The sequence below is a fragment of the Mucilaginibacter sp. PAMB04168 genome (assembly GCF_039634365.2).
In the GTDB taxonomy this organism is placed as follows: domain Bacteria; phylum Bacteroidota; class Bacteroidia; order Sphingobacteriales; family Sphingobacteriaceae; genus Mucilaginibacter.
On the sequence record NZ_CP155079.2, the window covers coordinates 3263214 to 3279042 of the forward strand.

Annotated in this window: 18 protein-coding genes; 10 read left to right on the plus strand and 8 right to left on the minus strand. The window is 42.5% G+C overall.

Annotated features, from left to right (window positions below; all coding sequences use genetic code 11):
- Nucleotides 1-32 precede the first annotated feature (32 nt).
- Together ABDD94_RS13870 and ABDD94_RS13875 are read left to right on the plus strand one after the other, a co-directional pair.
- The gene (locus ABDD94_RS13870) at nucleotides 33-614 is read left to right on the plus strand and encodes a hypothetical protein (protein WP_345952749.1); all 582 of its coding nucleotides are present in this window, start codon (nucleotides 33-35) and stop codon (nucleotides 612-614) included.
- Nucleotides 615-708: 94 nt separating this feature from the next.
- Nucleotides 709-1722 (plus strand): aldo/keto reductase, encoded by a 1014-nt coding sequence (locus tag ABDD94_RS13875; RefSeq protein WP_345951489.1) that lies wholly within the window; start codon nucleotides 709-711, stop codon nucleotides 1720-1722.
- A gap of 84 nt (nucleotides 1723-1806) precedes the next feature.
- Here ABDD94_RS13875 and ABDD94_RS13880 read toward each other — a convergent pair whose 3' ends face one another.
- Nucleotides 1807-2823 carry a GntG family PLP-dependent aldolase gene (locus ABDD94_RS13880; protein ID WP_345952750.1) on the minus strand — a complete coding sequence of 339 codons (1017 nt, stop codon included), beginning with the start codon at nucleotides 2821-2823 and terminating at the stop codon, nucleotides 1807-1809.
- Between the two features lie 40 nt (nucleotides 2824-2863).
- On the opposite strand from ABDD94_RS13880, the gene ABDD94_RS13885 reads away from it, so the two are divergent.
- The gene (locus ABDD94_RS13885) at nucleotides 2864-3496 is read left to right on the plus strand and encodes a hypothetical protein (RefSeq protein WP_345952751.1); all 633 of its coding nucleotides are present in this window, start codon (nucleotides 2864-2866) and stop codon (nucleotides 3494-3496) included.
- Nucleotides 3497-3502: 6 nt separating this feature from the next.
- On the plus strand, nucleotides 3503-4180 hold the full coding sequence (locus ABDD94_RS13890; protein ID WP_345952752.1) for a hypothetical protein: 678 nt from the start codon (nucleotides 3503-3505) through the stop codon (nucleotides 4178-4180).
- Here ABDD94_RS13890 and ABDD94_RS13895 read toward each other — a convergent pair.
- Both ABDD94_RS13895 and ABDD94_RS13900 read right to left on the minus strand, forming a co-directional pair.
- Nucleotides 4177-5400 (minus strand): glycosyltransferase family 87 protein, encoded by a 1224-nt coding sequence (locus tag ABDD94_RS13895; RefSeq protein ID WP_345952753.1) that lies wholly within the window; start codon nucleotides 5398-5400, stop codon nucleotides 4177-4179. The two genes, ABDD94_RS13890 and ABDD94_RS13895, sit on opposite strands and share 4 nt — an antisense overlap.
- A 61-nt stretch (nucleotides 5401-5461) precedes the next feature.
- Nucleotides 5462-6676 (minus strand): NAD(P)/FAD-dependent oxidoreductase, encoded by a 1215-nt coding sequence (locus ABDD94_RS13900; protein ID WP_345952754.1) that lies wholly within the window; start codon nucleotides 6674-6676, stop codon nucleotides 5462-5464.
- Between ABDD94_RS13900 and ABDD94_RS13905 the strand changes: the two genes are divergently transcribed.
- From ABDD94_RS13905 to ABDD94_RS13915, 3 genes are all read left to right on the plus strand, one after another.
- Entirely contained in the window at nucleotides 6675-7292 is a 618-nt protein-coding gene (locus ABDD94_RS13905; protein ID WP_345952755.1) for an NADH-quinone oxidoreductase subunit A, read from the plus strand. The two genes, ABDD94_RS13900 and ABDD94_RS13905, sit on opposite strands and share 2 nt — an antisense overlap.
- Nucleotides 7273-7752 carry an NADH-quinone oxidoreductase subunit B family protein gene (locus ABDD94_RS13910; RefSeq protein WP_345951482.1) on the plus strand — a complete coding sequence of 160 codons (480 nt, stop codon included), beginning with the start codon at nucleotides 7273-7275 and terminating at the stop codon, nucleotides 7750-7752. Before ABDD94_RS13905 ends, ABDD94_RS13910 begins: the two co-directional genes overlap by 20 nt.
- A 147-nt stretch (nucleotides 7753-7899) precedes the next feature.
- Nucleotides 7900-8667, plus strand: coding sequence for a hypothetical protein (locus ABDD94_RS13915; protein ID WP_345952756.1), 768 nt, complete (start codon nucleotides 7900-7902; stop codon nucleotides 8665-8667).
- Between the two features lie 78 nt (nucleotides 8668-8745).
- Here ABDD94_RS13915 and ABDD94_RS13920 read toward each other — a convergent pair whose 3' ends face one another.
- Complete coding sequence (locus ABDD94_RS13920) at nucleotides 8746-9573, minus strand: alpha/beta hydrolase (RefSeq protein WP_345952757.1); 828 nt, start codon at nucleotides 9571-9573, stop codon at nucleotides 8746-8748.
- Nucleotides 9574-9874: 301 nt separating this feature from the next.
- Between ABDD94_RS13920 and ABDD94_RS13925 the strand changes: the two genes are divergently transcribed.
- Both ABDD94_RS13925 and purE read left to right on the plus strand, forming a co-directional pair.
- Nucleotides 9875-11014, plus strand: coding sequence for a 5-(carboxyamino)imidazole ribonucleotide synthase (locus ABDD94_RS13925; protein ID WP_345951479.1), 1140 nt, complete (start codon nucleotides 9875-9877; stop codon nucleotides 11012-11014).
- Between the two features lie 13 nt (nucleotides 11015-11027).
- Nucleotides 11028-11546, plus strand: coding sequence for a 5-(carboxyamino)imidazole ribonucleotide mutase (gene purE / locus ABDD94_RS13930; protein WP_345952758.1), 519 nt, complete (start codon nucleotides 11028-11030; stop codon nucleotides 11544-11546).
- A 60-nt stretch (nucleotides 11547-11606) separates the two neighbouring features.
- Here purE and ABDD94_RS13935 read toward each other — a convergent pair whose 3' ends face one another.
- The 3 genes from ABDD94_RS13935 to pdxH are packed head-to-tail and all read right to left on the minus strand — an operon-like array spanning nucleotide 11607 to nucleotide 13965.
- Complete coding sequence (locus ABDD94_RS13935) at nucleotides 11607-12791, minus strand: NADH-quinone oxidoreductase subunit D (protein ID WP_345951477.1); 1185 nt, start codon at nucleotides 12789-12791, stop codon at nucleotides 11607-11609.
- Between the two features lie 32 nt (nucleotides 12792-12823).
- Nucleotides 12824-13321, minus strand: coding sequence for an NADH-quinone oxidoreductase subunit C (locus ABDD94_RS13940; protein WP_345952759.1), 498 nt, complete (start codon nucleotides 13319-13321; stop codon nucleotides 12824-12826).
- Entirely contained in the window at nucleotides 13318-13965 is a 648-nt protein-coding gene (gene pdxH, locus ABDD94_RS13945; protein ID WP_345952760.1) for a pyridoxamine 5'-phosphate oxidase, read from the minus strand. Before pdxH ends, ABDD94_RS13940 begins: the two co-directional genes overlap by 4 nt.
- Nucleotides 13966-14062: 97 nt before the next feature.
- On the opposite strand from pdxH, the gene ABDD94_RS13950 reads away from it, so the two are divergent.
- Nucleotides 14063-14626 (plus strand): YqgE/AlgH family protein, encoded by a 564-nt coding sequence (locus ABDD94_RS13950; protein ID WP_345952761.1) that lies wholly within the window; start codon nucleotides 14063-14065, stop codon nucleotides 14624-14626.
- A gap of 90 nt (nucleotides 14627-14716) precedes the next feature.
- Here the strand turns inward: ABDD94_RS13950 and ABDD94_RS13955 are convergent, their stop codons facing one another.
- The gene (locus tag ABDD94_RS13955; protein WP_345952762.1) at nucleotides 14717-15820 is read right to left on the minus strand and encodes a S1C family serine protease; all 1104 of its coding nucleotides are present in this window, start codon (nucleotides 15818-15820) and stop codon (nucleotides 14717-14719) included.
- Nucleotides 15821-15829: the final 9 nt, after the last annotated feature.

Genomic DNA, 15829 nt, shown 5'->3' on the forward strand with positions numbered 1-15829 from the left:
TTTATATTAGCCTACACATGCAATAAATAACTATGGGCTTAGACATTCACATCCACGTAGATAACCCTGTTGATGTCTTCGACGCAACTTATTACGACCAGGATGACAATAACTTTAAACGGCACAGCTTAAGCAGGACTTTTTGTGATTTAATGTCCAGAAGAGACCTGATAGAAGGTGAGCCCGAACTGGATCAAATAGCAAGAATGGCCGGAACAGATATTTCTCCGCTGTATGACATGAATAATTATGGGGATGAAAGCGAAATTCAATTTCTGCTTGAATATGCAAAGTCGGATATTGAAAGAGAAGAGATTTTACAAAAAGTAGAAGCACGAAGGAGCGCTTTAAGGGGAAATATTGATAAAGTTAGCGTATTGATAACACAATTAATAGAGAAGCTATCAACCGTAGCCGATATACCGGCGTTACTTTTACCCGATGTAAATGAAGAAGATATTCTAAACAGAAACTTCTACTTTTCTGACTTTAATACCGACCTGGGCGATGGCTACATTGACAACAATCTTGGACATGACCTGCGGAACTTTAAACGCTTTTTAGAGTACGCTAAGGAACGTGGCACAAAGACTGTTTATTTCGTGTATGGCTAAGGCATGCACTGGTGTTGAGGTATGACTATTGGCTGACCATGCTACATAAACAAAAGCGCTGCCGCTGTAGTTAAAATTTCTAAACAACACTAACATGAAGTACAACTTTTTAGGCGGAACCGGGCTGCTGGTTTCCGAGATTTGCTTTGGTACCATGACCTTTGGCGGAAAGGGTATTTGGGAAGCCATAGGTAAAATACAACAGCAAGAGGTAAACGAGTTGATGAAGACGGTGATTGACGCCGGCATTAACTTTATAGATACGGCCAACGTGTATTCTTTCGGCGAATCTGAGAAGCTGCTTGGCCAGTCTATTGTAGATTTAGGCCTCAGCCGTAACGATCTGGTGATTGCCACCAAGGTTCGCGGTAAAATGGGCGATGGTATCAACAACGTAGGTCTTTCACGTTATCATATTTTTAATTCTGTTGATGAAAGTCTGCAACGTTTACAGTTAGATCATATAGATATTCTATATGTGCATGGCGTAGATCAACGCACTCCGGTTGAAGAAACCATGCGGGCCTTAAACGATGTTGTACTAAGCGGCAAAGTACGTTACATAGCCTGCTGTAACTGGCCAGCATGGATGGTAATGAAAGCACAGGGTATTGCCGAAAAGCATGGCTGGAATAAATTTGCTGGCTTGCAATACTTTTACTCGTTAGCAGGCAGAGATATTGAGCGGGAAATATTGCCATTAGCGCAAGACCAAAATTTGGCAGTAATGCCATGGAGCCCACTTGCAGGAGGTTTCCTTTCGGGCAAGTATACCAGGGATGATGAAAAGACGGGTGACGGCCGCCGGGCAACCTTCGACTTCCCGCCCATTAACAAGGAAAAAACGTATGACATTATTGACGTGATAAGCGAAATTGGCAAGCGTTATGATGCCTCTGCTGCTACAGTAGCACTGGCATGGGTAAGGCAGCAACCAGGCATTACGAGCACTATCATCGGTGCAAAGCGGATCGATCAACTCCACGACAATATCAAATCAACCGGGCTTGAACTCTCGGCTGATGACCTGAAAAAGATTGATGAAGTAAGCGCCCTCAACAAAGAATATCCGGGCTGGATGGTTGAAAGACAGGGAGCTGATAGATAATTGTGAGTTAATAAGTCCGCTAGTTGGTAAGTCAGCATCTATCTGCCAACTTACCAACTAGCGGGCCTTACACAAACTTACTGGCTAAAGGTTCTTCAACACCTGAACGGTATACTCAATCTGCTCAGGGTGTATATCTAGGTGAGTTACAAAGCGGATACGTTTGGTATCGGTACAGCCTGCCTTAATGCCTTTTGAAAGTAGTTTGGCTACAACGGCATCCGCCGGCCCTTCTGTATCAAATAATACTATATTGGTTTCGGTCGGCATCACATTGGTTACCCATGTACATTTAGCCAATTCGTCGGCCAGTATCTGAGCATGTATATGGTCTATTTTCAAACGCTCTACGTGATGGTCTAAAGCATAGCTACCGGCTGCTGCTAAAAAGCCGGCCTGCCGCATACCACCGCCTAACACCTTGCGTATACGGCGTGCATAAGTAATGGTGTTCTTACTGGCCAGCAATACCGAGCCTACCGGTGTACCTAATCCCTTAGACAAGCAAACCGATATACCATCAAAATACTTACCATAATCAACAGCTTTATCACCAGTATGTGCCAGCGCATTAAATATCCGGGCGCCATCTAAATGCAATTTCAAGTTGCGGCGTTTGCACAACGCTGCAATAGGTTCAATCTGATCCAATGTATAGCAGCTCCCGCCTCCTTTATTTACTGTATTTTCCAGTACAACTAAACTGGTGTTAGGATAGTGTATGTTGCCTACGGCGTTAATTTCAGGCTCTATCATTTCAGCTGTTAATATGCCACGGTAACCGTTCAGCAAACGGGTAGAAACGGCAGAGTTGAAAGCAATCCCCCCGCCCTCATAACGATACACATGCGCAGTTTGGTCGGCAATCAGTTCATCGAGCGGTTGCGTAAAACACTTTATTGCGATTTGGTTGGTCATGGTACCCGACGGGCAAAAAATTGCGGCTTCCATGCCGAACATGGCGGCAGCTTTGGCTTCCAATTCATTCACACTCTCATCCTCGCCAAAAACGTCATCACCAACCTTAGCGCTCCACATGGCTTCGAGCATACCTGGCGTTGGTTTGGTTACGGTGTCGCTTCGTAAATCAACAGTCATCATTTTATTTTAATACTATATTCGTTTCAAATATCTAAATCTTATGCGTACAATTTTGCTGCTATTGTGTATTTTGACTGTTACAGTGCCAAGTAAAGCGCAGTTGTTCCGCGATTGGAAATCCGGTAGTTATTACGACACGCTTAATAAGAAAAAAAACGGGTTAATTTCCTGGTATATCGTTAATGCGAAATCACCAAAGCAAAATTTCATTCGGTTTAAACCCAACGAACATACGGATGAGGCAAAAATTAGCACGCAAAATATTAGAGCTTTTACATTTGGCACCGACAGCTTTGTGGTATCAAAATCCAAGGAAACTCATTTTGCGCCTGTATTGCAAGTGTTAGCTAACGAAAATGTAAAATTGTATAAGTTGTTAGTAAGCAATGGTTCTTTACGTTTAGGTGGAGGTAGCATGGGCTTCGGCGCTGTACCTGCGGGCTATGGTAGTAGTACTAACCTGGAATATTATGTTGGCTCCAATGTTGAAAATTTAACCTTGCTAACCAAAAAGAACTTTATTGAAATGATGAGCCTGGTTATGGCTAACAAACCCGATATTCAAGATAAAATAAAGAGTAAAATACTCCGTTTGGAAGATATGCAGGATTTACTGGTATATTACCGTACGGGCAAAATGCCAGTACCACCTGACGATGACGTGTATCATTAATTAACTATGTTTCGCAATCTAACCTTTACAGCTGCACTATTACTAAATCTGTCTGCTTTTGCTCAAAAGTGGCAGCCTGGCTATTTTTTTGATACCAAGGGCAACAAGGTACCCGGACTAATACAGACCGGCCAAACCGGCAAAGGCCCTATAAAAAACGAGGGATTTATTATCTATAAAGACAATCCCAAAGCCAACGAAATAAAATTAAGTGCCAGCGATATTAAGTACTACGTAGCCGGTAAAGACAGCTTTATTGTAGCCCATCCCCCCTCTTATGAAACGTGGCCAAAAGCCGAATTGGATTTTGTACGGGTAGAACTGGATGAACCCTTAAAGCTATATGTTTACCAGGGGGGCAGCAGTGGAGGTGGCGGTTTTAAACTGAGCCCGAGCTTTTCTGGAGGCTTTGGTACCGGCGGCTATGGCGGTGGCGGTGTTGGCATAAGCTTGGGCGGCGGAGGCGGTAATGGCGGCTACAGCACCCGAATCACCTATTACTTTGGTGCCAGCGTGGGTGAAATGAGCCAGGTTACCCCCATGAATTTTGTTGATGTTATGAGCGACATAATGGGTGATGAGCCACAGGTTGTAGAGGCCATTCAGAAAGGCAAATTCAGCATCAATAAGATGGATAATCTTATTAAGTACTACAAGGATGTAAAAACATCACACAAAAACTAACTGGCAGTTTGCAAAGGCTGTTCTGGCGTACCAATAGGATGTAGAATATTAGCAGCTTTAAGCTGCTTTTCCTTATTGCCAAAATCAGACATCAAGAGTTCATAAACCATTTTAGCCCATAGGGCTATATAAGGCCAAACCTTCATGGCGTAGCGGCTTACATAGGGCTTACGTATAAACGCCGGTATGGCATCGGTAGAAGCTAAACCGGCCAGCAACGCAATTAGTATAATAAACGCCAGATTACCGTTACTGAACGGACTTTGCTGTGCCAATAAATAAATCATAGCGCCAATAATGGCTATTATGTAAGTAGGCGGTTCAGAACCTGTACTAAACAATACAACAATCATTAAACACAAAGCGAGCACTTGTAGCTTAAAGCTTTGGTAACTAAATTGTTTAACCCTTAAAACAGCTAATCCCAGGGTAATAGCTCCTACAGCTAAAAATGGAATATTAGGAATAGTTAGGTTACTGGTGATACGCCTTACAACGCCCATAACCGAAAGGTCCTGAGCCGAATTTAAGCCAATGTTCACTATGTTTTTGTCGCTCAATGAGTGATACCAGTCCAGGTGTGACTGCAAAATAAAATGCGGACTTGAAATAAGCATAGGTAAGCACACACCCACAATTGCCCATATAACACACCACAATGCAAATGCTCCTTTCCTTTTCGAGAACATGAAGAAAGCCAGTCCAATTATAGGGTACAGCTTAATTAAAGCACCAATCACAATAAATAGCGTAGCCCATTCTTCGCGCTTCTTCTCTAAAAAGTAAAAGCTGAATATTAAGAAAGCCGCAATTACCGGATTAAATTGAATAGAGTGTTGCGTATTAGCAAACTCGATTGAGCAAAGCAACAATAGCAGTATCTTACGCTTATTTGCCAAGGGCAAAAGCGTAACGGCCCAGATCAGAACGCCAGCGTTCATCAGGTTCCATAAAAAAAAGCCTAAGCCTGTAGGTAACACCGCAAAAGGCGCTACCACTAAACTAAAAAATGGCCCATAGTGATTAGTATCGTAATACTCGGCGGGATAAGGCGCATATAAGTTGGTTTGCGCGACGGTATGATGGTATACTCCGTCAAAGATGCTGTAATTGTTGTAACGGTTATTAAAGTACTTGTACTGCCAACAAAAGATACTTACGGCAAGCCACAGGAAAACAACAGGTTTGTAACTGTTTGTTAGGTTTAATCTTTTAATCATTTGTAACAGGGGAGTTACAAAAATACATTTAAGATAATTATTTACAAAATAATAGAAACCACTATAAGTTTTGTGCTATAACAAACCCGCAAGCCCATGCCCACTGAAAATTATAGCCTCCTAACCAACCGGTTACATCCACACACTCGCCGCCAAAGAAAAGGCCCGGCACCTTCTTAGCTTCCATTGTTTTCGATGACAATTCATTGGTGTCAATACCGCCCCGCATCACTTCTGCTTTGTCGTAACCTTTGTCGCCGGCCGGTTTCACTTTAAAGTGATGTATCTGTTGTTTAATTGCATCCAGGTCTTCCTTACTTAAAGATGCCAAATTTTTCTGAACGGGCAATTGTCCGCTCAACGCATCGGCGAACTTGCGGGTGTACAAGCCAGCCAGTAATAAGCCCAGCGTTTTCTTCGGATTTATGAGTCGCTCGTTCTGAATAAGCTCCGCCACATCCCGATGCGGTAACAGGTCTATATAAAACACCTCACCTGCCTGCCAGTAAGAGGAAAGCTGTAATATGGCAGGACCGCTTAATCCCCAGTGCGTAAAGAGTATATTTTCTTCGAAGCTTATCTTGTCGTTAGAGACGCTGCAAAAAATACTGTTACCCGATAACTGCTCATACCATGGCCGGTCTTTACCCGTAATAGTAAGAGGAACCAGTGCAGGCATTGGTTTTACAACGTTCATCCCAAATTGCCGGGCAATGCGCATTCCAAAATCTGTTGCTCCCAGTTTTTGTACAGGTAAGCCACCGGTAGTAATTACCACCTTAGGCGCCGTTAATCTGCCCAATTTTCCGTCGCGCTCATAGCTCACAGTAAAACCTTCGTCGCTCTGTTCAACAGCGTTTACATTGGTGTTAAGCCAAACAGGCTGATCTAAATCCTGGCATAGTTGGGTAAACACTTCAACTATATCCTTTGCCTTGTTAGTTGTAGGAAAAAGTTGCCCCAGGGTTTTTTCCTGGCCCTGTATGCCGTAAGCTTCAAAAAAGCTGATAGTATCATCAACCGTCCACTGGGCAAACGCCGATTTGCAGAAGTGCGGATTAGCAGAAATAAACTGCTGGGCAGAGGTGTGCAAATTTGTATAATTACAACGGCCGCCGCCACTTATCAATATCTTAGCTCCTGCCCGGTTGTTCTTTTCCAGTATCAAGGTACGCTTGCCTAAAAAACCAGCCTGAACAGCACACATTAAACCACAGGCACCGGCACCTATAATTATAGCATCAAAAGTTGTTTGTTTTGTTAAATTTGCAGACATGAATGAGGTTTCGCAAATATCGGAATTTGGAAAGATATTTATCTTCCTGATTATCGGCTTTGTGCTGGTTGGCATGACTTTGTTTTTAAGTAAGCTTATTTCACCCAACAAACCCAACCCCGAAAAGCTTACCTCATACGAGTGCGGCGAAGAACCGGTAGGCAGCGCATGGATTCCTTTTAATACCCGCTTTTATGTTATAGCGCTCATATTTTTGCTTTTTGATGTAGAAATGGTATTTATTTTCCCGTGGTGTACCATATATGCCAACGCCGATCTGATTGCCGCCGATGCCAGATGGGGCGTATTTACGCTGATAGAAATGTTTGTTTTTGCCGGGATACTAATATTGGGTTTGCTATACGTGTGGCGCAAAGGCGATCTGGAATGGATTAAGCCTAAACCGGTTATTCCTGAGGTAAATACCGTTATACCATTAGCTGTTTATGACGCACTAAATGAGCAGCAAAAAACGTTCAAAGTAAAAAGCTTTTCGGCTGAACCGGAGCCGGTTTTGGTTACTGCTACTTTTGCAAGCACTTCTGCACCGGTTGCCCGAAAGCCTATATTTAAACCATCATTTAAAAAAACCACAGATGAGTCAGGAAATGAATGAAGAGGGTGGTGTAATTGTCACTAAATTAAATGATCTGCTTAACTGGGCGCGTCTATCATCTATTTGGCCGCTAAGCTTCGGCATAGCTTGCTGCGCCATTGAAATGATGGGCATGTATGCCTCAACTTATGATGTTGACCGCATGGGCGTGTTTCCACGCCCCTCGGCCCGCCAGGCAGATGTTATTATTATTGCCGGAACGGTAACCTTTAAAATGGCCGAACGCATTAAACGTTTATATGAGCAAATGCCCGAGCCACGCTATGTCATATCAATGGGATCATGCTCCAACTGCGGGGGCCCCTATTGGCAACATGGTTACCATGTTGTTAAAGGCGTTGATCGTATTATTCCGGTAGACGTATATGTGCAGGGATGCCCGCCCCGCCCGGAGGCTTTAATAGGCGCGATAATAGAACTGCAAAAGAAAATTGAAGGGGAATCTTTAATTACTGTCTAAGTAGCGTTAATTAATAATTAATTTAAAAAATAACTTTCTACCTTCTTATAGATATTAAATATTTATCTTATTTTTATATCATAATATTATTACTTAACGTAACTATTCATCCCCTAATTACGTCTAAGGACTAAAACAACTATTGATATGAAATTATTTTACAAAGCCCCTATGGTTTGTGCGATGTTATTGGGTGCTGCCGTAATGCTTAGCACCGGCTGTAAAAGCTACAACGATCTCGCCGGACATTACAGCTCTAAACACATCAAAGCAAATACCAACCAAGTTACTGCTCAAATACCGGAAACTGGCGAATTAGGCTATATCCTTTTATCTTTAACGGAAACAGGTAGTAATGACACTACCCTTATTAATAAAGAGAGCGCTTACTATAAAGACGTTATGAAGCAGTTTGCTGCATTCAAAAACCACAAAGCTGTAAAATTACTGAACAGTGATTTATTAGCTAACGGTAATAATTTTTCCCACTTCCGTAACGGCCTTTATGCTTACAAATTTAATAAGCATAATAATATGGTTCTTAAAACCGAATACCGTGTTGATTTAAACCGTGTTGATTTTAGACGTTATGTTGGTGCTATTGAAGATTTTATAGAGAAAACAAACTTCCGCAGCTTTTATGCAGAGCATAATAACCTGTACACTAAGATTATTAAAGAACAAGGCCAGCAGTTAAACATGAACGCTGCCTGGGCTACAATGGGCAAACAATACACCCAGCCGTTCCAAAGCTATCAGGTTATACTTTCTCCGTTAATGAAGGGTAGCGCCAGCACTTTAGCTGTTAGTGGCCGCGGATTCCGCGAGTGCTTAATATTTGCAGAGTCAACTAACAAAGCGTTGTTTTATTCTTCAACTACGGCAAGCACACCTAAAGTTGCTTATAACGACTAATTAAATATTACAATATCAAAAAAAGCCGCTTTTCTTAAGGAAAGCGGCTTTTTTTATGAATTAACACCTATCATCTCATTATCTTTTTATAATTGCTATAACTTGCTTAAAAGCTTTTTTAGCCTCCGGTATAGGAAATAATATCCAGTCGTGAATCATATGTTCATACTCATAAAAGTTGATAGTTACCCCTTGCGTATTTGCTAAATCCTTAAACTTATGGGCATCGGGATTCAGAATTTCATCCGTACCGGTAAATAAGCTTATTTCGACTAAACCTTTAACCGGCCCATACATAGGGCTCACTAAGTAGTCTTTCATATCACGGTCTCCAGCGTGCATACGGCCTAATTGGTCGCCATTGGTTGCCAGATAAGGGTCCCGTTTGTCAACCTCCTTAATTTTCGGATTACTCATTGACACATCGAGCCATGGCGATAGCAATACAATATGCCTTGGTTGGGATATTCCGTCGTACAGGAGCTTTTGCGCTAATGATAAGGCTAAGTTTCCGCCAGACGAATCGCCCATAAAAAAGATATTGCGTGGAGACGCATGATTTAAAAGACTATTATAAAGCTTTTGCGCCATTGCAATACGCTCTTTGTACGTATAATCGGGCAGCAACGGGTAATCGGGTGCGGTAATGGTAAATCCTGTTTCTCTCACAAGTTGAGCCAGCATACGCCAGTGATACAGCGTAAAATTGATAACATAAGCTCCACCATGAAAAAACAAGATATATTTATCTGCTTTATTTTTTTTCGGGCTGAGGGTATAAACTTTTCGTCCGTCAATTTCTGTAATTTTTAAATCAATATCTTTCAAAGTGCTTTTAGGCGGGTCAGGCATATTTATCTTATGCAAGCGATTGCTGGAGAAAACATCAGTCGTTTTGCTAAGCATGCCTTTTATGTTTAAGGCTCTTAAAATAAACCGCAATAATCTGCTCTGAATACTTTGCCCTTTATGATAATATTCTTGTTGGCTTTTTGAGTTATTCATTTATTCTAGCTATTAACTTAAAATTAATTTTAAGGTTATAATAAGAAAGAGCCGTACAAAGTTTGTAATTAATTTGCACAGCAGCTATTACCTGCAGGTTTATCAAATAGAATTCCAGATTACAAACCTAGACCTGTGGAATGATTTGGTTAAAATGATTTAGGCTTTTTGAAAGATTTGGGGTAAAATTGTACATCGAAATATGAAAGCATTTTATGGTGATTTAAAGCTTGGCATTTTAGGTGGTGGACAACTGGGCCGCATGCTGATACAGCAAGCTATAAACTATAACGTTACGGTAAAAGTGTTGGATCCAGACCGGGAGGCACCTTGCCGTAAATTATGTGACGAATTTGTAGTTGGCTCACTAAGCGACTATGAAACCGTATACAATTTTGGAAAAAAGGTTGATCTGCTTACCATCGAAATTGAAAAGGTAAACGTTGATGCGCTTGAGCAGTTGGAACGTGAAGGTGTAATTGTATATCCGCAACCCCGCGTTATCCGATTGATACAGGATAAGGGCTTACAAAAGCAGTTCTTTAAAGAGAACGACATTCCGACAGCCGAATTTCAGATCATCTCATCGGCAAAAGACTTGCAGCAAGCTAGCATCCCCTTTCCTTATATACAAAAGTTACGCCGTGATGGTTATGACGGCAAGGGTGTTTACAAGGTGGTTGATGAGTCATACCTGGCCAATGCGTTTACGCAGCCTAGTCTTATAGAGCGTTGGGTTGATTTTGAAAAAGAAATTGCGGTAATTGTGGCTCGTAACGAAAACGGCGAGTTGAGCACTTTCCCATTGGTAGAAATGGAGTTTAACCCACAAGCCAACCTCGTAGAGTTTTTGATATCCCCTTCAACGCTGCCATTTGAAGTGCAGCAGGATGCAGCTGAAATTGCTAAAAGAATTGCCGAAAGCCTAAAAATTGTAGGCTTATTAGCTGTTGAAATGTTTTTAGACAAAAACGGCAAAATACTGGTGAATGAATTGGCACCGCGTCCGCATAACAGCGGCCACCAAACTATTGAGGGCAACACGGTATCGCAATTTGAACAGCACCTGCGAGCCATATTTAACCAGCCTCTCGGCAATACCGACAGCCTGAGCAATGCCATTATGATAAATGTTTTGGGGGAAGAAGGGTACGAAGGGCCTGCTATATATCAAGGTATTGAGAAAGCGTTGAAATGCCCTGGGGTGTACATCCATTTATACGGCAAGGCGCTAACCAAGCCATTCCGTAAAATGGGCCACGTTACCATAGTAGACACAGACCGCGAAAAAGCTATTGAAAAGGCACGTTACGTTCAGCAAACACTGAAGGTGATCAGCTAAACTTATTTAAAGAATGAACCAATTTAAAATAGGCATCATCATGGGCAGCAAGTCTGACCTTAATATTATGCAAGATGCTGCCGATGTATTAAGCGAACTAGGTGTAGAATATGAAATAACCGTAGTGTCGGCACACCGCACGCCCGACAGGTTGTTTGAATACGCTAAATCGGCCGCAGGCCGCGGATTAAAAGTGGTGATTGCCGGTGCAGGCGGTGCAGCCCATTTACCCGGCATGGTAGCCTCGTTAACGCATCTGCCTGTTATTGGTGTGCCGGTTAAATCCAGCAACTCTATTGATGGTTGGGATTCTGTACTTTCCATCCTGCAGATGCCAAATGGCATTCCGGTGGCTACTGTAGCGCTCAATGCAGCCAAAAATGCGGGATTATTGGCCGCACAAATACTTTCTACTGCAGATGAAGAGCTTGGGCACCGATTAATAGCTTATAAACAGGATTTGGCCAAGAAGGTAACCAACTCGGCTTTGGAGATGAAACAACAAGGCTACCCTTCAGGGTACGACGATTAGGTAATGGTTGAAATTGCTTTAAACACTGTCATATAACTAATGCGTATGGACCGCAACCTGTTACCTATCAACTTCGCCTAGTACAAAATCTATCGAACCTACAATAGCAATAAGGTCTGCGATCATTACACCTTTAGATATTTCGGATAATACGTGCAAATTGTTAAAGCTCGGACCCCGTGCTTTTACACGAAATGGCACTTCCGACTTACCGTCTGCAATAAAGTAATAGCCTAATTCGCCTTTAGAGCCCTCGCCACGCATGTAATAGTCCTGAGCTTTCGGAATTATTTTACGTGGCAGCTTTGCCCTTGGGTCAAAGTCGGGGGTACGCTTAAGTTCTTTTTGCAGACGATCAAGGCATTGCTCAATGATTTTCAGCGACTCTTCTATCTCATCAACACGTACTTTATAACGGTCCCAGCAATCACCTTTGGTACCCATTTCACCGGTCCCGGCAGGTATGTCAAAATCTATTTCAGGATAAACTGAATAATTATCAATCCGTCTTAAATCCCACTTCAACCCCGATCCGCGTAACATCGGCCCGGAGCAGCCGTAATTTATCGCAACGTCGAGTGGTAAGATCCCCACATTAGCTGTACGACTAATAAAGATTTGGTTATCGGTCAACAATCCGTTAAGCTCAACCATTTTAGGTTTAAAGTAGTCAACAAATTCGCGGCATCGCTCTTCAAAGCCCACCGGCAAATCAAAAAATAAACCACCAATCCATATATAATTATATAGCATACGTGAGCCCGACGCCCATTCCAGCATTCCCATGATGTGCTCACGATCTCTAAAACACCACAAAAAAGGCGTAAAAGCGCCAATATCTATTCCGTAAGTACCAATAGCAATCAAGTGCGCTGCAATGCGGTTAAGTTCGCATACCAGAACGCGTATATACTCTACCCGCTTGGGTATGTCTTTATCAATGCCCATCATGCGCTCAACGCCCATTACCCAAACGTGGCTATTATTCATAGAGGCCAGGTAATCCATACGGTCGGTAAACGGAATGGTTTGCTGGTAGGTAAGCGATTCGGCGTGCTTTTCAAAGCACCGGTGCAGGTAACCGGCATGCGGTATCACCTCTTTAACAATCTCACCATCGGTAATCAGTTCCAACCGTAACACCCCATGTGTAGACGGGTGCTGAGGCCCCATATTCAGAATCATATCCTGTGTGGCCGCCTGAGCTATTTTATGATGGTAACGTTCGAGTGCGTCGTTTTTCATGATTGTGGATTTTCAACCTCCAAAAGTCGAAATCAATCTATTTTTATGCCTTTATAATATTCGGCCGCTTTGTAATCTTTCCTAACCGGATAACCCTCCCAATCATCGGGCAGTAAAATGCGCCTTAAATCAGGGTGATTTTCAAAGAAAATTCCTAACAAATCATAAGCCTCACGCTCATGCCAGTCGGCAGTGCGGTAAACTGATGAAACGCTGGGAAATACTGGTAAGTCTTCAATTTCGCGGCCGTGTTCTTTACTTATCTTTAGCGTTAGTTGTGTTTGGTACGGTATGGAAGCCAAGTGGTACACTACCCCAAAGCGATTAGCCGTTATGCCATAATCCACGCCAGAAAGGCACGATAAGTAATCGAAATAGGTTGCCGGATTGTTACGAAGCTCAAGGCAAACATCTACAATACGTTCAGGCGCAATTATTAGGGCAGGCTGTAAACCGCCCACTTCTTCACCAATAATTACATTATTGCCTAAACGCTCAACGAGCAGTTGTTTAACTTCTTCAAACATCATGGCGCTAATCTCACAATTTTCCAGTCGCTTTTGCCAGCTTTCTTGTACAAAATACGGTCATGCAAACGGCTCGACCCACCTTGCCAAAACTCTACCAGCTGAGGTTTTAATATATAGCCACCCCAATAAGCAGGCTTAGGCACTTCTTTACCTTCATATTCTTTCTCCAACTGCTGCCATTTACTTTCCAAACTTCCGCGGTTAGGTATTTCCTGGCTTTGCGGCGATGCCACAGCACCAATCTGACTACCAAACGGACGGGAATGAAAATATTGTTCAGATTTTTCCTTGCTCAGCTTTTCGAGTGTACCTTCAATGCGCACCTGCCGTTCGAGCGGGCCCCAGAAAAACACCAGTGCTGCATGTGGGTTTTTCGCAATTTCTTTGCCTTTACGGCTCAGGTAGTTGGTATAAAACGAAAACCCTTGTTCATCAACACCTTTAAGCAGCACAATACGGGCCGAGGGTAATCCGTTAGTAGTTGCAGTGGCCAGCGTCATAGCGTTGGGCTCGTGTATTTCGGCAGCAACTGCATCATTAAACCAGCTTTCAAACTGCTTTAGGGGGTTACCTTTAACGGCAGCTTCAGATAAAGTACTGGCGCGGTAGTCCTGCCTTAGGTTTTGTAAATCTATTTTGTCCATTTTATGCAAACTTACTAATTGCTATTAATCATTTATCAGTGAAATGCTAAAATGAACATATTTCAACTGTTCATGTTATCTTAATAAATTGTAAACTATGTTAAGTACTATAACACCCGCATCAGGCCGCCTGTTAATTTCTGAACCTTTTATGATGGATCCTAATTTTAAGCGTTCGGTTATACTGCTGGCTGAACATTCCGAAGAAGGCACATTGGGTTATGTACTTAACCAGCTCAGTGAGTATAAACTTGGGGATGTGTTACCTGATGTTGCTTACTCAGAAATGCCGGTTTATGTAGGCGGACCAGTGGCCAACAACACCCTGCACTTTATACACCGTTGCCCCGATAAAATTGAAGGCGGCGTTGAAATTTGGGACGGCATATATTGGGGTGGAAGCTTTGAACAGGTGAAGGAACTGCTCTCCACCTACCAAATTACTGAAGATGAGATTAAGTTTTTTGCCGGCTACTCGGGCTGGACAACCGGCCAGCTAGACGCTGAGATACTGGAAGACACCTGGATTGTGGCTAATAAATTTAACCCTGAAATTCTTTTTACGCATGATGAGCAAAATTTATGGCGCGAGGTAGTAATAAGCCTGGGACAGCGCTATGCCCACATCGCTAATTTTCCGGAGAACCCAACACTGAACTAAGTAGATATAAGTAACACTCAAAAAGCTTAAATAAAAAAAGGGCCTTCTCAGAATAAAGAAGGGCCCTTTTTATTTTAATAAACGATGTAATTAATTGTACACCTTCACCATAAATACATAATCCTTAAGCTTTTTAAACTGCTGAGACTGGTTTAAGCCAGTTAAACTGCTCTTGCTGTTTAAGGTTATCTTATTGTTAGTAGAATCTTTAGTTATTTCGCGGGCAATTTTAAACAGGTATTTTGATTTAATGGCGTAAGCAGCGCCTTCCACCTGGGTTTGCTTACCGCTTATGATACCTATAATATTCCCTTTTCCATCAAGCACTGGGCCGCCGCTGTTGCCCGGATTAACCGGCAATGAAACCTGGTAAGCCACTGTATCACCATTTAAGCCATTTGCAGAGCTTAAATAGCCACGGCCTAACACCAATGAGTCGCCAGGAAAACCAACGGTATAAAGGTCTTCTCCTACATCACTCCGGCCCTTGCGAAAATTATAGGGTATGTTGCCTAAGGCAGTAAAAGCCGAATCATCGATTTTAAGTACAGCTATATCGTATGCTGGTTCAGTAAAAATTAGCTTTGTATGATAAGAATCGCCGGCTGAATTTTGAACATATACAGAGTCGGCATTGCGGATCACATGGAAATTGGTAATAATGTAGCCGTTTGATGTTAAAGCAAAACCCGAACCCGCAAAGGTACCTGCACTAACCACCCGCTTACCCGATTTAATATCATGCAGTAAGGCTTTATTGCTGCGCTCAGCATTTTCGGCTGTGCGCTTTATGCTTTGCATTTCGCGACGCAGGGCTGTGAAATTGGTAGTTGGCTTATTAAAATAACCGCTCAGGTAGAGTGTGCTTAAAATTGCAAATATAGCGATAGAGGCAGCCACCGATATTTTTGAATGATGGTTGCGCCACATTTTAACCACCCAGTTTGGATGAACAGTTAACTCTTCAGTAAGCGTATGCACATCAATTTCGTGGTGTATAGCGTTTAATCGTTTTTCCAGCTCAACACGCTCGCCATATTGCTTAATCAAACCAACAAAGTGGGCATGATCAGTAATACGGCTATCAACGGTGGCATTTTCGCGACGCAAAGCTTCAAAACGTTGCTTTTCCTCGTCGTTCAGCTCACCGTTAAGGTACCGCTCTATTAATTCTGTTAGTTGTAACTCACTCATCGTATTACG